Origin of the sequence: Bradyrhizobium sp. Gha (assembly GCF_900113735.1) — a bacterium.
Lineage (GTDB): Bacteria > Pseudomonadota > Alphaproteobacteria > Rhizobiales > Xanthobacteraceae > Bradyrhizobium.
On the sequence record NZ_FOQM01000031.1, the window covers coordinates 37,837 to 58,144 of the forward strand.

At 64.8% G+C, this 20,308-nt stretch carries 22 protein-coding genes and 1 pseudogene; 13 read left to right on the top strand and 10 right to left on the bottom strand.

Annotated features, from left to right (window positions below; genetic code table 11):
- Window positions 1–229 precede the first annotated feature (229 nt).
- Window positions 230–484, top strand: a complete 255-nt coding sequence (locus tag BM222_RS29335; RefSeq protein WP_092235987.1) for a DUF3551 domain-containing protein — start codon at window positions 230–232, stop codon at window positions 482–484.
- Window positions 485–516: 32 nt separating this feature from the next.
- Here BM222_RS29335 and BM222_RS29340 read toward each other — a convergent pair whose 3' ends face one another.
- Window positions 517–1,755, bottom strand: a complete 1,239-nt coding sequence (locus BM222_RS29340; protein ID WP_092235991.1) for an MFS transporter — start codon at window positions 1,753–1,755, stop codon at window positions 517–519.
- Between the two features lie 129 nt (window positions 1,756–1,884).
- Between BM222_RS29340 and BM222_RS29345 the strand changes: the two genes are divergently transcribed.
- Complete coding sequence (locus BM222_RS29345) at window positions 1,885–2,490, top strand: TetR/AcrR family transcriptional regulator (protein WP_092235995.1); 606 nt, start codon at window positions 1,885–1,887, stop codon at window positions 2,488–2,490.
- A gap of 140 nt (window positions 2,491–2,630) precedes the next feature.
- Here the strand turns inward: BM222_RS29345 and BM222_RS29350 are convergent, their stop codons facing one another.
- Both BM222_RS29350 and BM222_RS29355 read right to left on the bottom strand, forming a co-directional pair.
- Window positions 2,631–4,004 (bottom strand): PleD family two-component system response regulator, encoded by a 1,374-nt coding sequence (locus BM222_RS29350; protein ID WP_092235998.1) that lies wholly within the window; start codon window positions 4,002–4,004, stop codon window positions 2,631–2,633.
- A gap of 14 nt (window positions 4,005–4,018) precedes the next feature.
- Window positions 4,019–4,384 carry a response regulator gene (locus BM222_RS29355; protein WP_008566616.1) on the bottom strand — a complete coding sequence of 122 codons (366 nt, stop codon included), beginning with the start codon at window positions 4,382–4,384 and terminating at the stop codon, window positions 4,019–4,021.
- Between the two features lie 250 nt (window positions 4,385–4,634).
- On the opposite strand from BM222_RS29355, the gene BM222_RS29360 reads away from it, so the two are divergent.
- A complete protein-coding gene (locus BM222_RS29360; protein ID WP_092236002.1) occupies window positions 4,635–4,946 on the top strand; it encodes a DUF3572 domain-containing protein in 312 nt (103 codons plus the stop codon).
- Window positions 4,943–6,283, top strand: a complete 1,341-nt coding sequence (locus tag BM222_RS29365) for a DNA polymerase IV (protein ID WP_092236005.1) — start codon at window positions 4,943–4,945, stop codon at window positions 6,281–6,283. The genes BM222_RS29360 and BM222_RS29365 overlap by 4 nt, the downstream gene beginning before the upstream one ends.
- On the opposite strand, the gene BM222_RS41410 is transcribed toward BM222_RS29365, so the two are convergent.
- Window positions 6,250–6,405 (bottom strand): hypothetical protein, encoded by a 156-nt coding sequence (locus BM222_RS41410; protein ID WP_177243544.1) that lies wholly within the window; start codon window positions 6,403–6,405, stop codon window positions 6,250–6,252. The genes BM222_RS29365 and BM222_RS41410 overlap by 34 nt on opposite strands.
- Before the next feature lie 164 nt (window positions 6,406–6,569).
- Here BM222_RS41410 and BM222_RS29370 point away from each other — a divergent pair, with 164 nt between their 5' ends.
- Window positions 6,570–6,977: an ACT domain-containing protein gene (locus tag BM222_RS29370; protein WP_092236109.1), complete on the top strand. Its 408-nt coding sequence runs from the start codon at window positions 6,570–6,572 to the stop codon at window positions 6,975–6,977.
- A gap of 154 nt (window positions 6,978–7,131) precedes the next feature.
- Here BM222_RS29370 and BM222_RS29375 read toward each other — a convergent pair whose 3' ends face one another.
- On the bottom strand, window positions 7,132–7,533 hold the full coding sequence (locus BM222_RS29375; protein ID WP_092236008.1) for a RidA family protein: 402 nt from the start codon (window positions 7,531–7,533) through the stop codon (window positions 7,132–7,134).
- 95 nt (window positions 7,534–7,628) lie between these two features.
- The gene (locus BM222_RS29380; RefSeq protein WP_092236010.1) at window positions 7,629–8,474 is read right to left on the bottom strand and encodes a cell envelope integrity EipB family protein; all 846 of its coding nucleotides are present in this window, start codon (window positions 8,472–8,474) and stop codon (window positions 7,629–7,631) included.
- 207 nt (window positions 8,475–8,681) lie between these two features.
- Here BM222_RS29380 and BM222_RS29385 point away from each other — a divergent pair, with 207 nt between their 5' ends.
- The 4 genes from BM222_RS29385 to BM222_RS29400 all read left to right on the top strand — a co-directional run bounded on the left by BM222_RS29385 (window position 8,682) and on the right by BM222_RS29400 (window position 11,694).
- On the top strand, window positions 8,682–9,149 hold the full coding sequence (locus tag BM222_RS29385; protein WP_092236013.1) for a RidA family protein: 468 nt from the start codon (window positions 8,682–8,684) through the stop codon (window positions 9,147–9,149).
- Window positions 9,150–9,159: 10 nt separating this feature from the next.
- Entirely contained in the window at window positions 9,160–9,906 is a 747-nt protein-coding gene (locus BM222_RS29390) for a glycerophosphodiester phosphodiesterase (protein WP_092236016.1), read from the top strand.
- Window positions 9,907–9,960: 54 nt separating this feature from the next.
- Window positions 9,961–11,202 (top strand): GNAT family N-acetyltransferase, encoded by a 1,242-nt coding sequence (locus tag BM222_RS29395; protein WP_092236112.1) that lies wholly within the window; start codon window positions 9,961–9,963, stop codon window positions 11,200–11,202.
- 66 nt (window positions 11,203–11,268) lie between these two features.
- The gene (locus BM222_RS29400) at window positions 11,269–11,694 is read left to right on the top strand and encodes an HIT domain-containing protein (protein ID WP_092236018.1); all 426 of its coding nucleotides are present in this window, start codon (window positions 11,269–11,271) and stop codon (window positions 11,692–11,694) included.
- A gap of 3 nt (window positions 11,695–11,697) precedes the next feature.
- Here BM222_RS29400 and tsaA read toward each other — a convergent pair whose 3' ends face one another.
- Both tsaA and BM222_RS29410 read right to left on the bottom strand, forming a co-directional pair.
- Window positions 11,698–12,189, bottom strand: a complete 492-nt coding sequence (gene tsaA, locus BM222_RS29405; RefSeq protein ID WP_092236021.1) for a tRNA (N6-threonylcarbamoyladenosine(37)-N6)-methyltransferase TrmO — start codon at window positions 12,187–12,189, stop codon at window positions 11,698–11,700.
- A gap of 124 nt (window positions 12,190–12,313) precedes the next feature.
- Entirely contained in the window at window positions 12,314–13,276 is a 963-nt protein-coding gene (locus BM222_RS29410) for a lytic transglycosylase domain-containing protein (protein WP_092236025.1), read from the bottom strand.
- An 82-nt stretch (window positions 13,277–13,358) separates the two neighbouring features.
- Between BM222_RS29410 and BM222_RS29415 the strand changes: the two genes are divergently transcribed.
- Window positions 13,359–13,997 (top strand): HAD family hydrolase, encoded by a 639-nt coding sequence (locus tag BM222_RS29415; RefSeq protein WP_092236028.1) that lies wholly within the window; start codon window positions 13,359–13,361, stop codon window positions 13,995–13,997.
- Here the strand turns inward: BM222_RS29415 and BM222_RS29420 are convergent.
- Window positions 13,994–15,034 carry a phenylacetaldoxime dehydratase family protein gene (locus tag BM222_RS29420; protein WP_092236031.1) on the bottom strand — a complete coding sequence of 347 codons (1,041 nt, stop codon included), beginning with the start codon at window positions 15,032–15,034 and terminating at the stop codon, window positions 13,994–13,996. The two genes, BM222_RS29415 and BM222_RS29420, sit on opposite strands and share 4 nt — an antisense overlap.
- A 27-nt stretch (window positions 15,035–15,061) precedes the next feature.
- A complete protein-coding gene (locus BM222_RS29425; protein ID WP_092236116.1) occupies window positions 15,062–16,078 on the bottom strand; it encodes a carbon-nitrogen hydrolase family protein in 1,017 nt (338 codons plus the stop codon).
- Window positions 16,079–16,272: 194 nt separating this feature from the next.
- Between BM222_RS29425 and BM222_RS29430 the strand changes: the two are divergent.
- From BM222_RS29430 to BM222_RS29445, 3 genes and pseudogenes are all read left to right on the top strand, one after another.
- A pseudogene (locus BM222_RS29430) lies at window positions 16,273–17,228 on the top strand (AraC-like ligand-binding domain-containing protein).
- Window positions 17,229–17,674: 446 nt separating this feature from the next.
- Window positions 17,675–18,700 carry an aldo/keto reductase gene (locus BM222_RS29440; RefSeq protein WP_092236036.1) on the top strand — a complete coding sequence of 342 codons (1,026 nt, stop codon included), beginning with the start codon at window positions 17,675–17,677 and terminating at the stop codon, window positions 18,698–18,700.
- A gap of 161 nt (window positions 18,701–18,861) precedes the next feature.
- On the top strand, window positions 18,862–20,283 hold the full coding sequence (locus BM222_RS29445) for an MFS transporter (protein ID WP_092236038.1): 1,422 nt from the start codon (window positions 18,862–18,864) through the stop codon (window positions 20,281–20,283).
- Window positions 20,284–20,308 lie beyond the last annotated feature (25 nt).

Sequence of the window (20,308 nt, forward strand, 5' to 3'; positions counted from 1 at the left end):
CTGGCTCCCGAAGATTGGCCGTGAGGACGGCGTCGGACCGTCAACGATATGATGCGGATCACTCGTTTGCAACGCTGGCAGCCATGCGCGCAACGACAGTTGGTCACGGAGTGCACCTCATTGCACGTCCTTTGCTGCGCGGGCGTGCCGAAGTATGATTGCCGTGGCGGCAGGGACTCTCTGTGTCCGCGGTTCCGAAGCAGGATCTGCAAATCGTCGGAGTCACGTCATGCGCGCCCTTCCCTTTCTGCTCGTCATTTGCATCATGATGTCCGCGCCCACGCCAGCTGGAGCTCAACGCTTCGGTGGCAACGATCCGGTTTGCCTTCAGCAGTGGAAAAGGGGCGGTGTCAGCTGGATTTCGTGCCGATATGGTTCGTGGGAACAGTGTCAGGCCGAGACTGTGGGCCTTGCCGCGATGTGCCTGCTGAACCCCTATGCGCAACGGCCGCCTCATCCGGACCGCGGCCCGCGTCCGCGATAGGCGCGATTGGAGCGGCTGCTGTCGAGTCGTCGCTACGCCGTCCGCAGCACCGGTGCCGGCGGCGGCGCCGGCCTGATCAGCGCGAACGCGACCTGGATGATGCCGCCGGCAAGCCCGAGCGCCACGCCGATGCGCCAGGCCAGGCTGTAGGAGCCGAGCGCGTCGTAGATCAGCCCTCCTCCGTACGCGCCGAGGAAGCTGCCGATCTGGTGGCTCATGAAGGCAAGGCCCTGGATCATGGCCTGCCAGCGCAGGCCGAACATCTCCGCGACCGCGCCGGCGACCAGCGGGCCGACGCCCATCCAGAGAAAGCCCATGATGGCGCCGAACAGCAGCGTCGAGAACGATGTCGCCGGCAGCATGAAATACCAGGCAAGCGCGAGCGAGCGCAGGATGTAGATGCCCCCGAGCAGCGCCAGCTTGTTCCAGCGTTGGCCGGCCCAGCCGAAGAACAGCGAGCCCAGCACGTTGAAGCCGCCGATCATGCCGAGCGTCTGCGCGCTCAGCATCGGATCGAGACCGCAGATCGCCAGATATGACGGCAGATGCGTGGTGAGGAACACGAGCTGCATGCCGCAGACGAGATAGGCACAGGTCATCACCACGAAAGAAACATTGCCGAAGGCGGCCCTCGCGACGGACGCGGCCGTGGCGTCGCCGATGTCGTCGACGGCGGGCTTGGGCAGCGGAATGGCGTCGACGCGGCCGGCGTACCAGGCGGCGGGGATCATCAGCACCGACATGACGACGAAGCCGGCGAGCCCAATGCGCCAGCCAAAGCCCTCGTTGAGCATCTGCCCGATCGGCGCCGACAACAGCGCGCCGAGCGAGCCCGCGCCGGAGACGATGCCGAGCACGGTCGAGCGCACCGTCGCGGGCACCGCGCGCGCCGCCACCGACATCGCGATTGCGGCCGCGGTGCAGGCAAGCGAGGTGCCGATCAGCACGCCTGCGCCGGTCATGATGCTGACGAGGCCGTTCGCCGTCGCCATCAGAATGAGGCCGGCGATGTACATCAGCGCGCCCACGATCATGATGGGACGAAAGCCGAAGCGCACCGTCATTGCGCCTGCGAGCGGCTGGAGAAAGCCCCAGGCGAGGTTCTGCACGGCCAGCGCCAGCGTGAAGTCCGACACCGAGAGGTGGATGTCGTGCGTCAGCGGCTGCATGAAGATGCCGAGCGACTGACGCAACCCCATGCTCAGCGTCAGCATGATCGAGGCGCCGATCAGGATCGGCAAGGCCGGACGCAGGACCTGCAACAGGGGCATTTTGGTCTCCCTCGTGGGCGCTGAACGCGCGCCGGCATCTGCATTTCGCGATAATTTTGGTTACACAGACCTGTGTAATTAGTCTATAGGTGACGGGTGCTGTCAAGCGAAGAGGATATTTGTCGACGCATGGCTCCCCCGCCCGCACCACAGACGATGAAAGAGCGGATCCTTCAGACCGCCGACAGGCTGTTCTATCTGCAAGGCATTCGCGCCATCGGCGTCGACACCATCGCGGCCGAGATCGGCATCTCCAAGCGCACGCTCTACAACCACTTCCCCTCCAAGGACGCGCTGATCGCGGCCTATCTGGAGCGTCGCTTCGTCGGCGCCCGCCCCTCCGACAAGCCGCCGGCCGAGCAGATTCTCGGCACCTTCGATTCGCTCGAGCGGCGTTTCGCAGCGAAGGATTTTCGCGGCTGCCCGTTCGTCAATGCGGTCGCCGAGCTCGGGCCGACAGACCGCGCGGTGAAGAAGATCGCCATCGCCTTCAAGGAAAGCCGCCGGGTCTGGTTTCGCGAGCGGCTGAACGAGCTTGGTGTTGCCGATGCGGACGCGCTCGCGACGCAACTCGTGCTGCTGGTCGACGGCTCGATCGCGCAGGATCTGGTGCGTGACGATCCCGCCATGGCCCGCGCGGCGAAGGAGGCGGCGAAGGTGCTGCTGCGGAATGCCGGCGTGGACGTGGGCGATGAGGCAGCGAAGCCCGTGAAGGGCAAGCGGCCGCGACAGTAATCACCGTCGCCGCACCTCTCGGTGTCATCACCCGCGAAAGCGGGCGATCCAGTATTCCAGAGACAGTGAGGTTCTGGCCGACAAGCCACGGCGTACGGGATTCCCCGCTTTCGCGGGGAATGACGGCGAAGTTTGTGGCCTCACGCCGCCTGCGACACCACGCGATTGCGCCCGTCGTGCTTGGCACGGTACAGCGCGGTATCAGCGCGCTTGAGGACGTCGGCGACCGCTTCGCCCTTCTGCTCCAGCGTGGTCAGCCCGATCGAGATCGTGACCTCGACGCGCTTGGTGCCCTTGTGAATTGCGAAGGGCTCGCCCGCGATCGAGCGCCGCAGCCGCTCGGCGACCATGCCGGCTACGTGGAGATCGGTCTCCGGCATCACGATGACGAACTCCTCGCCGCCATAGCGGCAGGCCAGATCGATGCCGCGGATCGACTTGCGCACGCGCACCGCGAACTCGCGCAGCACGTCGTCGCCGCCGTCGTGGCCAAAATTGTCGTTGATCGACTTGAAATAGTCGATGTCCAGGATCATCAGCGCGAGCGGCTTGCCGCGGGCGGATGCCTGCTCGGCCAGCGTCGCCAGATGGCTCTCCATGTAGCGCCGATTGTGCAGGCCGGTGAGCGCGTCGGTGATCGCCATCTCGATCGAATTCTGCACGTTGTCGCGCAAATGATCGGTGTAGCGGCGGCGGCGGATCTGGGTGCGGGCGCGCGCCAGCAGCTCGGTCTTGTCGATCGGGCGCAGCAGGTAATCGTTGACCCCGATCTCGAGGCCGCGCAGCAGCCGCGTGGAGTTTTCCGCCTCCGCAACCGCCAGGATCGGCACGTGGCGCGTGCGCTCCAGCGAGCGGGCCTGGCTGCAGAGCCGCAGCCCGTCGAAATTGTTCAGGTCGAGCGAAACGATCAGGAGATCGTAATTGCCCTCGGCGGCATGGAACAGGGCTTCCGTCGGATTGGGCTCGACGTCGATGGTGTGCTCGGCGGCGAGGATCGTCCCCAGCCGCTCGTAGGAGGACGGCCGGTCGTCCACCAGCAGGATGCGGCCACCCTTGCCTGCATCGGCGATGGCGCTGCGCTCGGGCGCCTGCATGCCGATCTCGAGCGAGGTGATGGCGCGCATGCGCAGCTCATCGGTCATCATCTTCAACCGCGTCAGCGAACGTACGCGCGCGATCAGCACGACGTCGGAGACGGGCTTGGTGAGAAAGTCGTCGGCGCCGGCTTCCAGGCCGCGATTGCGGTCGGACGGGCTGTCGAGGGCGGTGACCATCACGACGGGAATGTGGTGGGTGGCCGGGTCGGTCTTGAGGCGATGGCAGACTTCGAAGCCGTCCATGTCAGGCATCATCACGTCGAGCAGGATGATGTCGCATTCGGCGCGGCGGGCCAGCGCCAGCGCCTCGGTGCCGTTCGAGGCGGTCATCACGTCGAAATATTCGGCGGAGAGTCGGGCCTCGAGGAGTTTGACGTTGGCTGGAACGTCATCGACGACAAGGATACGCGCGGACACTGTGAACTCACTTCCTATCCGATAAAACGCCGGACCGTCTCGATGAACTTGCCGACCGAGATCGGCTTGGACAAATAGGCTTCGCAGCCGCCCTCGCGGATGCGTTCCTCGTCGCCCTTCATCGCGAACGCCGTGACCGCGACGACGGGAATGGCGCGCAGCTCCGGATCGTCCTTGATCCAGCGCGTCACCTCGAGGCCCGAGACCTGCGGCAACTGGATATCCATCAGCACCAGATCGGGCCGCATCTTGCGCACGAGGTCGAGCGCCTCGTAGCCGTTGCTGGTGCCTGACGTCTGATAGCCGTGGGCCTCCAACAGGTCGCGGAAGAGCTTCATGTTGAGCTCGTTGTCTTCCACGATCAGGACGGTCTTAGCCATCCCGCCCTCCTGTTTGGTCCCAAAGACCGATGCATGTGACGCCTCAGGCGCCGCTTTCCGGCGCTTCGAAAACTGGATTCAAACTAGCCTCGAATTCGCTTGAGTTTCGTTAAACCCAAGGGGCCACTTTCTGCGATGTGGTTTCCAGTTGCTTGTCTGGCCAGCAAGACTCAACCCCGAGACTCAGCCTCGAGACTCGGGCATAGTCCAAAGTAGACACCGAAAGTTAACGGAAAGGCAAACCGGGCCCGTGAAAAAGCCTGTTCACAACCCCCGCGAAGTCGCTGAAATCGTTGCGATTCAGGCGCTGTCCTTTGTTGCGGGCGACCCTGAGCGGCTGGGCCTGTTCCTGGCCGAGACAGGGGTCGGCCCGGAGACGCTCCGGAACGCCGCATCGGACCCGAATTTCCTGCTCAGCGTGCTCGATTTCGTGCTGCGCGATGACGACACCGTGAAGGCCTTTGCCAAGGCGTCGGAACTGCATCCGACCAACGTTGCCGCAGCGCGGCAGGTGCTGGGCGATGCGCTCGGCGATCCCAATTGGGAGCGCGACGTGCCGTGACCCTCCCCGACCCGGCCGGGCCTCGGTGCTTCTGCCGGGATTGCCTGGCTGATCTGGATATCGGCGGGCGGCGCTGTTCCGCCTGCGGCTCCCCTCGCCTCGTCCGGCACCGCACGCTCGCGAGCCTGACGATCGCCCATGTCGATTGCGACGCCTTCTATGCGACGGTCGAGAAGCGCGACAATCCCGACATCGCCGACAAGCCCGTCATCATCGGCGGCGGAAAACGCGGCGTTGTCTCGGCCGCCTGCTATATCGCGCGCACCTATGGCGTGCGCTCGGCCATGCCGATGTTCAGGGCGCTGGAAGCCTGTCCGCATGCAACCGTGATCCCGCCTGACATGGCCAAGTATGTCCGCGTCGGCCGCGAGGTGCGGCAGGCGATGCAGGCGCTGACGCCGCTGGTCGAGCCGCTCTCGATCGACGAGGCCTTTCTCGATCTCTCCGGCACCGAGCGGGTGCACGGCATGATCCCGGCAAAGGTGCTGGCGCGGTTCGCCCGCAACGTCGAGCGCGACGTCGGCATCAGCGTCTCGGTCGGCCTGTCCTGCAACAAGTTTTTGGCCAAGATCGCCTCCGATCTCGACAAGCCGCGCGGCTTTGCCGCGCTCGATCAGGACGAAGCACGCATCATGCTGGCGGAAAAGCCCGTTGGCTTCATCTTTGGCGTCGGGCCGGCGACGCAGGAACGCCTTCTGCAGCGCGGCTTCCGCATCATCGCCGATCTTCAGAAGGCCGACGAGATCGAGCTGATGCGGCAGTTTCCGAGTGACGGCCGCCGGCTGTGGCGGCTCGCGCGCGGTATTGATGATCGCCGCGTCGAGCCTGACCGCGGCGCCAAGACCATTTCGAGCGAGACGACGTTCGAGACCGACATAAGTGATTTCGCGTCGCTGGAAAAGATCCTGTGGCGGCTGTGCGAGAGGACGTCGTCGCGGCTCAAGAGCAGCGAGGTTGCGGGCTCGACCGTCACGCTGAAACTGAAAACCGCCGATTTCCGCCAGCGCACCCGCTCGCAGTCGATTGCGGCACCGACCCAGCTCGCTACAAAGATCTTCTCGATCTGCCGCGAGATGCTGGCGAAGGAGATCGACGGCACCGCGTTTCGCCTGATGGGCGCCGGCGTCAGCGCCCTGCGCGACGGCTCCCCCGCCGACGACACCGACATGCTCGACCGCCGCGCCGCCCACGCCGAGCGCGCGGTGGACAGCCTGCGCAAGAAGTTCGGCAGCGCCGCCGTCATCCGCGGCATCGCCTATGACGGACCGGAGAAGGCGCAGGAGTCACCGCGTCCCGCTCGACTTCAGTCGCCTTCGAAGATGAGCGCACCCGGATAGACGCGCCTGGCGTAACGAACGACCAGCTGCCGATCCTGCGTCTCCAGGAACGGAGTCCGTATCTGAGAAGACCCGACGATGAGGTGCCACAAGCCGTTGAGCTTTTGGATGACGATGTTCATTGAGCTCCTCGTGATGACCCGACTGGATTCAAATTGTAAGAATCTCCGGCCGTCGCTCAATTCTACCAGGGTAAGATCGGCGTATGAGAAGGATTGGAGGGGATATACAAAGGTATGTTGGTCGTCGCTCCCACAGCCGCTCGCGCGGCTGGAGGGCTGGGATGATGACAGGCGAGCGCGATCTTGATGCACTGCTGCAGAACATGAAGCCGGAGATGCTGGACGGCATCTTCGTGTTTTGCACGATTGCGCCGAGCGCGAGCATTCCCGCCTTCATCAGCCCGATACTGACGTTCCGCGAACGCGAAGGAGCAACGCTGGTGATATCGCGCGAGCAAGCCGAAGCGGCCGGATTGCCTTACGCGCTCCCCTCGCGCCTGATCACGCTGACGGTTCACTCCGCACTCGATGCCGTGGGCTACCTGGCAGCCATAACCACGCGTCTCGCCGCAGCCGGGTTCAGCGTGAACGCCGTGTCGGCCGTTTCATCACGATCACTCTTCGTGCCTACCGATCGCGCCCACGAGGCGATGGCTATGCTGGAAGAGCTTTCCAGAACGAAGCCTTTGTAGCCCGGATGCTCGCCGCTTTTCGAAACACGTCAGCATGGCATCATGCCACTGTTTTGCCCGACGCGTCAAACGAAATTCGGCAAATGCGAAACATCACGCCGCGTGTGTACTGTGCATGGGGTTGTTTTTCACTTTTGCGGAGTCACGCATCACCTCAATCCGCCACCGCGATCGCCTCGATCTCGATCAGCCATTCCGGCGCGGCAAGCGCGGTGACGCCGACGAGCGTCGAGGCCGGCGGCTCCATGCCCTCGAAGAACACCGAGCGGGCCTTGCCGATGATCGGGCGCAGCTCCGGCTTGTAGCCGACGACGAACGTCGTGATCTTCACCACGTTGGCGTAGGTGGCGCCGGCCGCCTTCAAGGCGTGACCGAGATTCTGCATCACCTGCGTGGTCTGCGCGGCGATATCGCCCTCGCCGACGATACGCCCCTCCTCGTCCACCGACACCTGGCCGGAGATGTAGATCGTGCGCGCGCCGGAGGCGGTGACGACGTGGGAATAGGCGGGATTGTGATGCAGGCCGCTGGGACGGAGATGATCGAGCTTCGGCATGGGCTGGCTCCCTGAGTTTATGGTTGGAAGGGAGGGTAGCCGGAGACTGTGCTTGGGGCTAGGCTTGGGGATAGCCTTGGGGCTAGCCTCGCCCCTCAATTGCAGGGCTTGCTGTCCTTGACGTCGAACTTGCCCATCGCGCCGGAGATCACGAAGTCGTTGTAGTCGAGCACGAGCTGGCGCGAGACGCCGTTCTCGTAGAGCTCGAACGACATCGCATAAACGGGCGTCTGCTCGCCTTCCTTCTGCGGGACGTCGCGGTCGAAATAGCTGACCGTCACCGGCCAGCGCGTCAGCGACTTCATGTGCTCGTCCGCCGTCGCCGGATCGGGCGAAGCGGTACGGTCGGCGGGGATCGGCTGACCGATCACGGTCAGCGTGTTGTAGACCTTCTGGCCATCGTCGGAGCCATCATAGACGGACAGCTCCAGCAGCGATTTGCCGTCCTTGGCGGCGGCAATGATGCGCTGGATCTGTTCGGTCGGAAACACGATCTTGCCGTCGAGCGTGAAATTCTTCGGCGCAGGCAGTTTCAGCTTGACGTTGATGTGGTCGCCGTCACGTACCGCCGAGCCGTCGACCAGGCCGGCCTCGGTCTCGTTCATCCGGGTTTCGATCTTGAAGCGGTAGCTCTTTCCGGCGGCGTCCTCCCAGGAATTGGAGCGGAGATCGCTGAGCGTGATCTTGCCCTCGCCGCTGTCGAGTTCGGAGACCTGGCGGAATTCGGACGTGTAGCCTTCGCAGCTGTTGCCGGCGAAATTGTAGAGGATGCGACCGCGCGCGCCGCTGATGGAATTGGAGCGCGATTTGACGAGGTTCAGATCGTAGAGCGCCTGGTGCGCGAGAAATGGAGCGCTCGAGGCATGCGCGCCGGTACCGGAGCCGAGCACGGCCATCGCGAGCGCCATCACACCGAGCGAAGTCCGGAAAAGGTGCACCATGTCTGTTCCCTGAGGACGCGCAGATTCGACACTTTAATGACCGTTCCATTGCGTCGCAACTGCGGCGGTTTCACGTAAAGTTGCGCCTCTCCGTTGAACCTCCGGACCCGGCTTGCATGTGTCGGCTCGATGGGCGAAACATGGCGCGCCCGGGCCGTCGCTAAACGCGCCCGAGGCGATGAGTTTTCCAGACATCGAGGTCGAGACATGGCGGGCACGGTCGAGCAGAAGCTGGCGGAACAAGGCATCAAGCTGCACGAGGCTCCCACCCCGGTGGCCAATTACGTCCCGTTCGTGCGCACCGGCAATCTGCTGTTCGTGTCCGGCCAGGTTTGCTTCGATCCCGCCGGCAAGCTGATCGCCAAGGGCAAGCTGGGCGCCGGCGTTTCGGTCGAGGACGGCGCCGCGGCCGCGCGCGGTTGCGCGATCAACCTGCTGGCACAGGTGAAGGCGGCGCTCGGTGATCTCGACAAGGTCACGCGTGTGGTGCGCCTCGGCGGCTTCATCAACTCGGCGCCCGACTTCCTTGACGGGCCGAAGGTGCTCAACGGCGCTTCCGACCTGATGGTCGCCGCCTTCGGTGACAAGGGCCGTCACGCCCGCACCACTGTCGGCGTCGCCTCGCTGCCGGCGGATGCGGCGGTCGAGGTCGACGGCATCTTCGAGGTCGCCTGAGGCCGGCATCGTGCGAGCTCCGGATTGGCTGACAGCGCGGCCGGTCGCCCATCGCGGCCTGCATGACATTTCCCGCGGCATCGTCGAGAACATGCCCGGCGCGGTGCAGGCGGCGATCGCGGCCAATTTCTCGATCGAGGTCGACATCCAGCTCTCGGCTGACGGCGAGGCCATGGTGCATCACGACCATGAACTCGGCCGTCTCACCGAGGCAAGCGGCCCGGTGGTCGCGAAGACCGCGGCCGAGCTGAAGGCGATCACGTTCAAGGATACGCCAGAGCGGATGATGTCGCTCAGCGATCTCTGCACCATGGTCGCCGGCCGCGTGCCGCTGGTGATCGAGGTGAAGAGCCACTTCGACGGCGACCGCAAGCTGGTGACGCGGATGGCCGAGGTGCTGGCAACCTATCAGGGTCGCGCGGTCGGGATGTCTTTTGATCCCGACCAAGTGCTGGCGCTCCGTGAACTCCTGCCCTCCCGCCCGCGCGGCATCGTCGCGCAGCGCAGCTACGAGGACGAGTACTGGGCCTATCTGACCCCCGAGCAGCGCGACGGCATGCTGTACCTGCGCCACGGCTTCCAGACCCAGCCCCATTTCGTGGCTTTCAAGGTCGATCATCTCCCGGCACCGGCTCCCTGGATCGCCCGTAACGTCTTCGGTTGCGCCCTGCTCGGCTGGACCGTGCGCACGTCAGAGCAGCGGGTGCGGGTCGGACAATCTGCCGATCAGATGATCTTTGAAGGCTTCGTGCCGTAAGCTTGATGTTCCCGACCCTTGAAGTCGCTGCTGCAATGCACGATCTTGGGCGCAATGGCATCATCCGAAATCACCCTGGAGGCGGTACCGTCCATTGGCGAAATCTCGCCGGAGGATTGGGACGCTTGCGCCAATCCTGGCAGGGCCTGCAATGGGCATGCGGTGGGAACCTCATCCGGGTTTCCAGGCGATTCCCTCGGCCTCTCAAAGCCTGCCTACAACCCGTTCGTCTCGCACGCCTTTCTCTCGGCCGCCGAGAACTCGGGTTCAGCCACAATCCGCACCGGCTGGGCACCGCGGCACCTCGTGGCCAAGATCGATGGCCGCGTCGCCGGCGTCGTGCCCTGCTATCTGAAATCACACAGCCAGGGCGAATACGTTTTCGACCGCGGCTGGGCGGACGCCTATGAGCGCGCCGGCGGGCGTTACTATCCAAAGCTGCAGGTCTCGGTTCCCTTCACGCCCGCGACAGGACCGCGGCTGCTGATCCGCGACGGCGTTGACCACGAGCGCATCGCGGACGCGCTGGCGAGCGGGTTGGTGGCGCTGTGCGGCGTCAGCAAGGCCTCCTCCGTTCACGTTACCTTCGCGCGCGAGGCGGAGTGGAAGCTGCTTGCGCGGCACGGTTTCCTCCAGCGCACCGACCAGCAGTTCCACTGGCGCAACGAGGGCTTTGCCAGCTTCGACGATTTCCTGGCGACGCTGAACTCACGGCATCGCAAATCGATCAAGCGCGAGCGGCGCGACGCGCTCGCGGCAGGGATCACGATCCACTGGCTCACCGGAAAAGACATCACCGAGGACGCCTGGGACGCCTTCTTCGCGTTCTACATGGAGACCGGCTCGCGCAAATGGGGCCGGCCCTATCTCACCCGAGGATTCTTCTCGCTGATCGGCGACACCATGAGCCAGGACGTGCTGCTGGTGATGGCGCGCCGCAACGACCGCTGGATCGCAGGCGCTATCAACTTCATCGGCTCGGATACGCTGTTCGGCCGCAACTGGGGCGCGGTCGAGCATCATCCCTTCCTGCATTTCGAAGTCTGCTACTATCAGGCGATTGATTTCGCCATCAAACACGGTCTCACGAATGTCGAAGCCGGCGCGCAAGGCGAGCACAAGATTGCACGCGGCTACCTGCCGCGGACGACACACTCGGCCCATTTCATCGCCGATCCCGGCCTCCGCCGCGCCATCGACGATTATCTCAAGCGTGAGCGGGCCTATGTTGCGGAAGCCGGACGGGAGCTTGCCGAGCTTGGTCCCTTCCGGAAAGGCATCGACGAGCCGTCTTGACGCGCGCGCGGGGCTGGTGACAGTAAGCGCAAAAGTCGCAGCGCAAAGTTCTCGGGAGCCGCCGCCATGACCGCCTACGATCCGAACAACATCTTCGCAAAGATCCTGCGCGGCGAGTTTCCCTGCCACAGGGTCTATGAGGACGAGCACATCTTCGCCTTCCTCGACATCATGCCGCGCGTAACAGGGCATACGCTGGTGATTCCGAAGGCCCCTGCCCGCAACATTCTCGACATCAAGCCCGACGACTACGCGCATGTTGCCCGCGGTGCGCACAAGATCGCGGCGGCCGCGATGAAGGCCTTCAAGGCCGACGGCATCACCGTGCAGCAGTTCAATGAACCCGCCGGCGGACAGGTGGTGTTTCATCTCCACATGCACGTGATGCCTCGCCACGACGGTGTCGCCATGCTGCCGCCCGCGAGCCGGAAGGAAGACGTGAAGGTGCTGGAAGAGAACGCGACCAAGTTGATCGCGGCGCTGAAGGACTGATCCTCACTCCGTCTGAAAATCGCCCGGCTGCGGCGCGGCCAGCGGCGTGAACTCACAGCGGTCGGGCTTGATGTCGATCAGCGGCGTGTTGTCGAGACAGTCGAGACCGCGCACGAGGATGGCATTGCCCTCGATACCGACCAGCTTCACGATCGAGGTGCCGATCGGATTGGGCCGGACCGGCGAGCGCAGCGAAAACGTGCCGCGGGTTTTCTCGTTGTTCTTCGGGCTTTGCAACACGATGTCGCGGCGCGACTTGTCGAGCCAATAGAGCACTTCGAGATTGCTATAGAAGTCGACTCCCTTGATCGCCGGCACGAACGGCTCGAAGATCTCGAGCCGGCAGATCGGGCCATCCGCACGGCCCTGTCGCGGCGTCTCGAGCCGCGAGGTCCATGGCGTGCGAATGCGACCAATGAAGACGAGGCCGGCATCTTCCGTCGATGGCAGCTCGATGGCGATCTCGCCCCCGCGGAGTTCGTTTTCGCGAACCATACTCTTCAGTTCCTTGGCTGTTCGAAGGCGTTTTAGCCTAACCAGCACTCGCCGGCCAGCATGAAGACCATCGCGAGCGGCGGGTCATCAGGTGGAGGCGGCGCCGGTAGGTATGGTTGCGTTTCTATCCGCGCGCGGCCCGGTTCTTCAGCACAAAGCAGGCGCCGCCCGCTTTGCGGATGCGATTGCAGAGATCATCCGCTTCGGGGCGCGTATCAGCGCCGATACGCACCTGGTAGAAGGCGTGCGAGCCGCGGCTGCGCACCACCGAGCTCAACAGGCTGGGATCGCGCTCGCCGATCACCCCGCTGAGGCGCGTGACGGCGCGGGAGTACATCGCCAGCGCCTTGTTGCGGTCGAAGCCGGCGGCGAGCTGCACCCCCCAGATCTTGGCCGCGGCGAGCTCGACATGCTGCTCGAGCTCGGCGACGAACGGGTTCGGCGCGCGCTTCAACAGCGCCATCAGGTCGCGGCAGCTCGTCGGCGGCGAGCTCGGCGGCCCCTTGCCGGTGCTGCCGGCCTTGGCCCAGGCGTCGACGGTCGCGCCAGTGATGGCGTAGACGTAGTTGCGGGTCTGCTCCGGCATGCCACCGGTGCCGGCGAGCCATTCCTGCACGCGCCGCGGGCCGGCGTTGTAGGCGGCCGCAGCGAGACCGAGATTACCGAACTGATTGCGCAGCTCGTTGAGAAACTCGGCCGACTTCGGCAGCGCCTGGACCGGATTAAAGGGATTGAGCAGCCCCCGCTCGCTCGCAGTGCCCGGCATGAATTGCGCGATCCCCTGCGCGTGTTCGCCGCTGCGAGTGACGGGCCCCACTGCATCGGCCTGGAATCGGCTCTCCTGCCAGATCACCCGGGCGAAGAATTCCAGCGGGAGGTTGGCATCACGCGCGGCGGCCTCCACGATCAGGCAGATCGACTCCCGTGTGTCGCTCTCGCGCACAGGCTCGCCTGCTCCCGGTTTCGCCGGCGCCTCGGGGCCAAGCTGCGTGGGAGGGACCGGAGCATCCTCGGCGTGCACGGGCGTGATGACGACCGCCGCCGCGAGCACCCACCAGATCAGCTTCTGAGCCCCGACCAACGCCATGTCGCTCCCAATATCGGCCCTTGATCTCGGGGCCCAAGGCAACTAGCAACGGCCGGAATTAGCAATGCTGAGCCCGGCCAGAATGCGGACAATCTATTTTGATCTCGACGGCACGCTGACCGATCCAAAGCCCGGGATCACCGGTTCGATCCAGTATGCCCTCAAAAAAATTGGCAAGTCGGTCCCGAGCCAGGACGAATTGACCTGGTGCATCGGGCCGCCGCTGCATGCGAGCCTGAAGGCGCTGACCGGAACCGAGGCACTGGCTGATCAGGCGCTCCTGCTCTACCGCGAACGGTTTTCCGAGGTTGGGCTGTTCGAGAACTCACTCTATCCGGGCATCCACGACACGCTCGCGGCGCTCGCCGCAACCGGCGCGCGCATCTTCGTGGCGACCAGCAAGCCTGCGGTCTACGCCACCCGCATCGTCGAACATTTCGGGCTGAAGCCGTATTTCGAGCGCGTGTTCGGCTCCGAGCTCGACGGCACGCGCGTCGACAAGCGTGACCTGCTGCGCTACGCGCTCGCCGAGACCGAAGTCGATCCGCGGCAAGCGATCATGATCGGCGACCGCAGCCACGACGTGATCGGCGCCCGGACCAACGGCATGACGGCGATCGGCGTGCTCTACGGCTATGGCAACGAGGCCGAGCTGCGGGACGCCGGCGCGCATCACATCTGCGCCGCGCATCCGGAACTGCTCGGCCATTGTGTGGCCTAGGCGCTGACGGTCTCCACCGCCGCCAGCATTCCGGTCTTGGCGTGGCAGTTCAGATATTCGAAGAACTGCTCGTCTGCCGCGGCCACCGTGACCTCATGATAGAGCCGCAGTTTCGCTGCAGGCCCCAGCGTCGACAGATATTTCATCGCCGCACCGAAGATCTTGACATGGGTCGGATGCGATTCCGCCCAGCGCTCCAGCGCAGCCAGGCTCCTCCACCAGCTCTGGCCGTAGGATTTTTCGCTCGCCTTGCCGTCGGCCGAGAGCACCTGCATGTAGCGATTGGCATAGCAGCCGATGGAAGGGCCATCGTCGCGCAAGAAATCCATGCCCTCGCGCAGCACCGGCTCGACGTCGTCGAGATAGAGCTTCCGCTCGGACGCCTCGGTATCGCTCCAGTCCTGACCCGAGCGGATCAGACAGAGATTGTCGTGCGCCTTTACGCGCAACCGCGCGCCATCATGGACCAGTTCGGGATTGCCGCCCGGCGACATCGGATCGGTTTGCGACAGCGGAATGCGATCGCGCATGCCGCCCCAATAGGCGTGCTCCTGCACCTCGCCGCTCATGCCATCTGCAATCACCGCGACACCTTCGGGCCTGCCTAGCGAGGAAAACAGCGTCTCGTGCCGCGCCACGGCGGGACGCAGCACCTCGATGAAGGTGCCTATCCCTTCGCGTTGCTTTCCGGTCCACGCCTCGCGCGCCGGTGCAAACCAGGCGTCGAAGCGCGCGATGTCGTCCCAATAGGCCACCGACACGATGTTGGCGTGGCCGGCCTGATCCACATAGTGCGCGCGGTCCCAATGCGAGGGACTGCTCTCGCCGGCGAACAGCCTGTCGATTTCAGCGAGCGCTTCCGTCGCAGCCGCCGGCGCCGCCCCACGATACTGGACGCCGAAATAGGCCATCACGACGCGGCCCACCCCGGGCTTGTAGCGTGCCACGAACGACGGATATGGCGGCTGGTAATCATCCGGCACGCGCTTGTGACGCATGCGCTGGGTTTCGAGATGCGCGGGAATTGCGGATTCCATGATCGTACCCTCCCTCGATCGCAGCGATCAGCTCGCTGCCGCGCCAATGTCCGCCGGCTCGATAGTGTCGACCGGCAGCGCGAACTGCTCGACCCTCTTGTAGGGCTTCTTGTTGAGCAGCAGCCGCGTGACGTCGGGCCGCGAATAATGTCCGGCCGGATCCGCGGCATTCTTGGCCACACCGATCGCGCCGAGATCGATTTCGGCGATCAAGAGCCCTTCCTGATCCGGCGCGAGCTTGTCGCCGATCTGGCTGCCATCCGGCCCGTAGATCGCGGCAAAACCGCCGCCCACATGCAGCAGCGCGTTCTTGTCCGGCCGGTCGCAGAGCTCGTCGATCATGGCTTGCGACACCGTCGCGCAAGGGGCCAGCACGAAGCAGGAGCCTTCCACCGCATAGACGCGGGAGGCGGCATTGTTCACCTCGGCACCGAGGGCTGGCGCGAAGGGATCGTATAGCGAGAAGCTCGGCCAGGCCGCGACATGCACCTGCTCGTTCTGGGCGTACATCGCGTATTTCGACAGCGGCTGGAGATGCTCCCAGCAACACAGCGCGCCGATGCGGCCGATGTCGGCTCGCCCATGGACTGCAAGATCGCTACCGTCGCCCTCGCCATAGACCGTGCGCTCCGCATGGGTCGGTCGCAATTTGCGGCGTGTCGCAATGGTCTCGCCGTCGGGTCCGATCAGCCATTGCGCCAGATAGAGGCTGCCGCCATCGCGTTCGGAGAGGCCGATCACGGCGGTGAGCTTGGCCTTGCGGACGGCGTCACGCAGCCGTTCGGCCTGGGGGCTGTCATAGGATAGCGAGTTGTCGAAATAGCGCTGCACGAAACCGCGTCCGATCGCCCAGGCCGGTGAGTCCATCCAGATATGCCAGGGGTAACCGGGGATGAAGGCCTCCGGAAATGCGATCAGCTTGGCACCCTTCTCGGCGGCCTCCCTGATCAAAGCGATCGACTTGTCGATCGAGGCGTCGAGGTCGAGCCAGGCGGGTGCCGCCTGCACCACCGCGACCTTGTATTTCGGATGTTCGATGCCCATTGCCACCTCCATTGCCGGTTGATCCGAGACCACGTCCGATGCAGTGTATTGGACCAAGCCGGGCAGCCGCGCGCTCGACCACGGCGGAACAAAAACTCGACTGGAATGGATAGCGCCCCGGTACGGAACTTGCCTGCGGTCAGGCTGGATCTGCGCCAAGTGGTTTCTGCTCGATGCGAAAGGGAGGGCGGCCGATGACCATCCAGTTCACGACGGACGGCAGCCCCGGTTACCGGCGGCTTGCCCTCTGGCAGGACATCGTCTGCGACGTCTTCGTCGGGCTCGACTGCAAATCCGACCTCGGCAGCGCCTTTCACGGCTCGGTCACGCAGGCTTCGCTGGGGAAAGCCGCTTGCTCCGAGGTCTGCTCCGACCGCCAGCACGTCTTCCGCACGCCCTCGCGCATCGCGCGCTCGGATCAGGACTACGTCCTGGTCGCGCTCGGTAATCGCGGCGACGGTGGCGTGGTCCAGGACGGCCGCGAGACCGTGATCCATCCCGGCGAGTTCGCGCTCTACGACACCACACGTCCCTACGAGCTGAAGTTCAGGGACACCTTCTCGCAGACCATCTTCAAGGTGCCCCGCGAGATGTTGCACCGACGGCTGGGCGGCACCGAGACTCTCACAGCGATCAGCTTCGGGGCCGACGCGCCGATTGAACGGCTCGCCTATGACTTCATCCTCAGGCTTTGCCAGAGCGCGGACCGGCTCGCGCCCAACAGCGCCGCAGCCCTGTCGGAGCAGGCCGTCGACTTGCTGGCGATGGCGTTGAGCGAACGGCTCGGCGGAACGTCGCTGCCGTCCTCGACCCATCGCTCCGCCCTGCTGTACCGGCTCAAAGCCCACATCCGCAGTCACCTCGCCGATCCCGATCTCTCGCTCACGGAAACCGCCGCCGCGCTCGGAATCTCCTCACGCTACGTCAACGATCTCCTCGCCGACGAGGGCACCTCGTTCCAGCGCCATTTGCTTGCCGAGCGCCTCGCCCAATGCAAACGCGACCTCGCCTCGCCCATGCTCGCCCATCGCCACATCAGCGAGATCGCGTTTGCCTGGGCTTTAACGACCTCTCGCATTTCGGCCGCGTCTTCCGCGAGCATTTTGGGATGTCGCCGCGCGACTTCAGGCAGAGCCAGTTGCGGCACTGAGCGCCATTCCACTCAGCCATCACCACGAGCCTTCGTGCCACGCGAAGGCAATGCTCGCCAATTCCAGATTGTCAGGTGCTGCGACCTGGATCAGGCTGAGAGCTATGAGGACTCGTGGGACGATAGCTGGCTCAGAGCTGCTGCTCGGTGTGATCGCGATCCGGCTCGCCGCGCTGCTCCTCGTGGGCTGGAGCCTGACGCTCCTGCCGCGGCAGGCCAGCAGACCCGTCTGCATCCCTTCGTCTGCCGCAAGGATCGAAATGCAAGCTGCCATGACGGTCGGTTCGCGCGTCGCAGATGCGTCCTTCGATGACATGCGATTGCACGACTAGGCGTTCCGAAGCAAGGCGGGTATGTCAGCGCGCGATAGGACAACGCGCCTGCTTGCATTACCATTCGCCTCCAAGGCCACGCCAATCAATCAGCGGTCGTGAGGGAGCAGTTCGATGGAATACCGACGCTTGGGCCGATCCGGGCTCGTGGTACCCGCTTTGAGCCTTGGCACGGGCACGTTCGGCGGCGTCGGCCGTCTCGCGGCATGGGGGACGACCGACGCCACGGAAGCGCGACGCCTGCTGGACATCTGCCTCGAAGCCGGCGTGTCGATGTTCGACACAGCCGACGTCTATTCGCTCGGTGAATCCGAACGCGTCCTCGGCGAAGCCATCAAGGGCCGCCGCGACAAGGTGCTGGTCTCGACCAAGGCCACCTTCCGTTTCGGCGATGGCCCCAATGACATCGGCTCGTCGCGGCAGCATCTGCTTGCCGCCATCGACAGCTCGCTGAGCCGGCTCGGCACCGACTATGTCGACCTGTTCCAACTCCACGGCTTCGACGCTCTCACCCCGCCGGAAGAGGTTCTCAGCACCCTCGATGTGCTCGTGCGTGCCGGCAAGATCCGATACGTCGGCGTCTCGAATTTTTCGGGCTGGCACTTGATGAAGTCGCTCGGCGTTGCCGACAGGCACGGCTTCCCGCGTTATGTCGCCAACCAGACCTATTATTCGCTGGTCGGGCGCGACTATGAGTGGGAGCTGATGCCGCTTGGTCTCGACCAGGGACTCGGCGCCGTGGTCTGGTCGCCGCTCGGATGGGGCCGCCTGACCGGAAAGATCCGCCGCGGCCAGCCAAAGCCTGAAGTGAGCCGTCTGCCGCAGACTGCCGATTTCGGGCCGCCCGTGCCCGACGAGCAGGTCTATCGCGTCGTCGATGCAATCGACGAGGTCGCCAAGGAGACCGGCAAGACCGTGGCGCAAATTGCACTGAACTGGCTGCTGCAGCGTCCGACCGTTTCGACGCTGATCATCGGCGCGCGCAACGAAGCGCAGCTGTGCGAAAATCTCGGCGCGATCGGCTGGTCTTTGACGAAGGACCAGATCGACAAGCTCGACGCGGCGAGCAAGGTGACGCTGCCCTATCCGTATTGGCACCAGCGCGGGACCTTCTCCGACCGCAATCCGCCGCCGGTGTAGCCTCGCGTTGGTGAGCTGCGAAGGTCGCACTGATCCATGCCCACAGCGCCGGGAGGCCTGCTTCCGGCACAGGAACCGCTCGTGTCCTGCCGGGTTGCGATGAGCAGCGCAATTTCCTAATCGAGGGGACGCTCACGGCTCGGATCAAGCACGCCTCCACCATGTCGTCCATCCCGATCGAGCATGCCGACGGCCTGCCGCAACCACAGCGCAATCAGGCGATCCTGACCATTGCGCTCGGCATCCTCATGGCCGTGGTCGACAGCGCCATCGCCAATGTCGCCCTGCCGACGATCGCAATCGACCTGAATGCGAGCCCGGCCTTCTCGATCTGGATCGTCAACGGCTATCAGCTTGCGATCACGATCTCGCTGTTGCCACTGGCTTCACTCGGCGAGATCGTGGGCTATCGCCGCGTCTACCTTGTCGGGCTTGTGTTGTTCACGCTGGCATCGGCCCTCTGCGCGCTGGCGCATACGCTGCCACTGCTGACGATCGCGCGCATCATCCAGGGGTTCGGCGCGGCCGGAATCATGAGCGTCAACTCGGCGCTGGTGCGCTTCACCTATCCGCGCAGCCTGCTTGGGCGCGGCATCGGGCTCAACGCGCTGGTCGTCGCCTTTTCCGCGGCCGTCGGCCCGACACTCGCCGCCGGCATCCTCGCGGTCGGAAGCTGGCCCTGGCTGTTTGCCATCAACGTCCCGCTCGGCGCGGTCACGCTCGTGGTGGGCCTGCGCAGCCTGCCGCATACGAGGCCGGCGAGCCATTCCTTCGACTGGCAGAGCGCGGGACTCTCGGCGATCACCTTCGGCGTCGGCATCGCCGCGATCGACAGCGTCGGTCACGGCGAGGCGACGATGACCTGCCTCGTCCAATTCGCCATCGCGATCATCGCCGGCGCGTTGCTGATCTATCGCGAAACGCACATGAAGTCGCCGCTGCTGCCGGTCGACCTGTTGCGCATCCCGGTGTTCGGGCTCTCGATTGCGACCTCGATCGCCTCGTTTTGCGGGCAAATGCTGGCATTCGTCGCGATCCCCTTCTACCTCCAGAGCCGCTTCGGTTATTCGGCCGTGCATATGGGCCTGCTGATCACGCCGTGGCCGATCGCGGTGGCATTCGCAGCCCCTCTGGCCGGTCGGCTGGTCGAGCATTATCCGGCGGGCCTGCTCGGCGGCATCGGGCTCACGCTGTTCGCCGGTGGCCTTGCCGGGCTCGCTATCCTGCCTGTGAACCCGACGCCGCTTGACGTGGTCTGGCGGATGGCGCTGGCGGGCTTCGGCTTCGGCCTGTTCCAGACGCCAAACAACCGCACCATGATCGCCGCCGCGCCGCGCGAGCGCTCCGGCGGCGCCAGCGGCATGCTTGGCACAGCCCGTCTCCTTGGCCAGACCACGGGAGCTGCGCTGGTGGCCTTGTTCCTCGGCCGCTATCCGGTCGAGGGAACCCGGATTGCTCTGCTGACCGGTGTGGGATTTGCCCTCTGCGGCGCGATGCTGAGCATGCTGCGGCTCTCGCCAGCGGGGGCGCGCGGCGCCGAACAGGTTCGCGTTCAGGACGACCAGCGCTTGAGGGGCGAGTAGCGCCCGACGATCGTGATACGGGCAA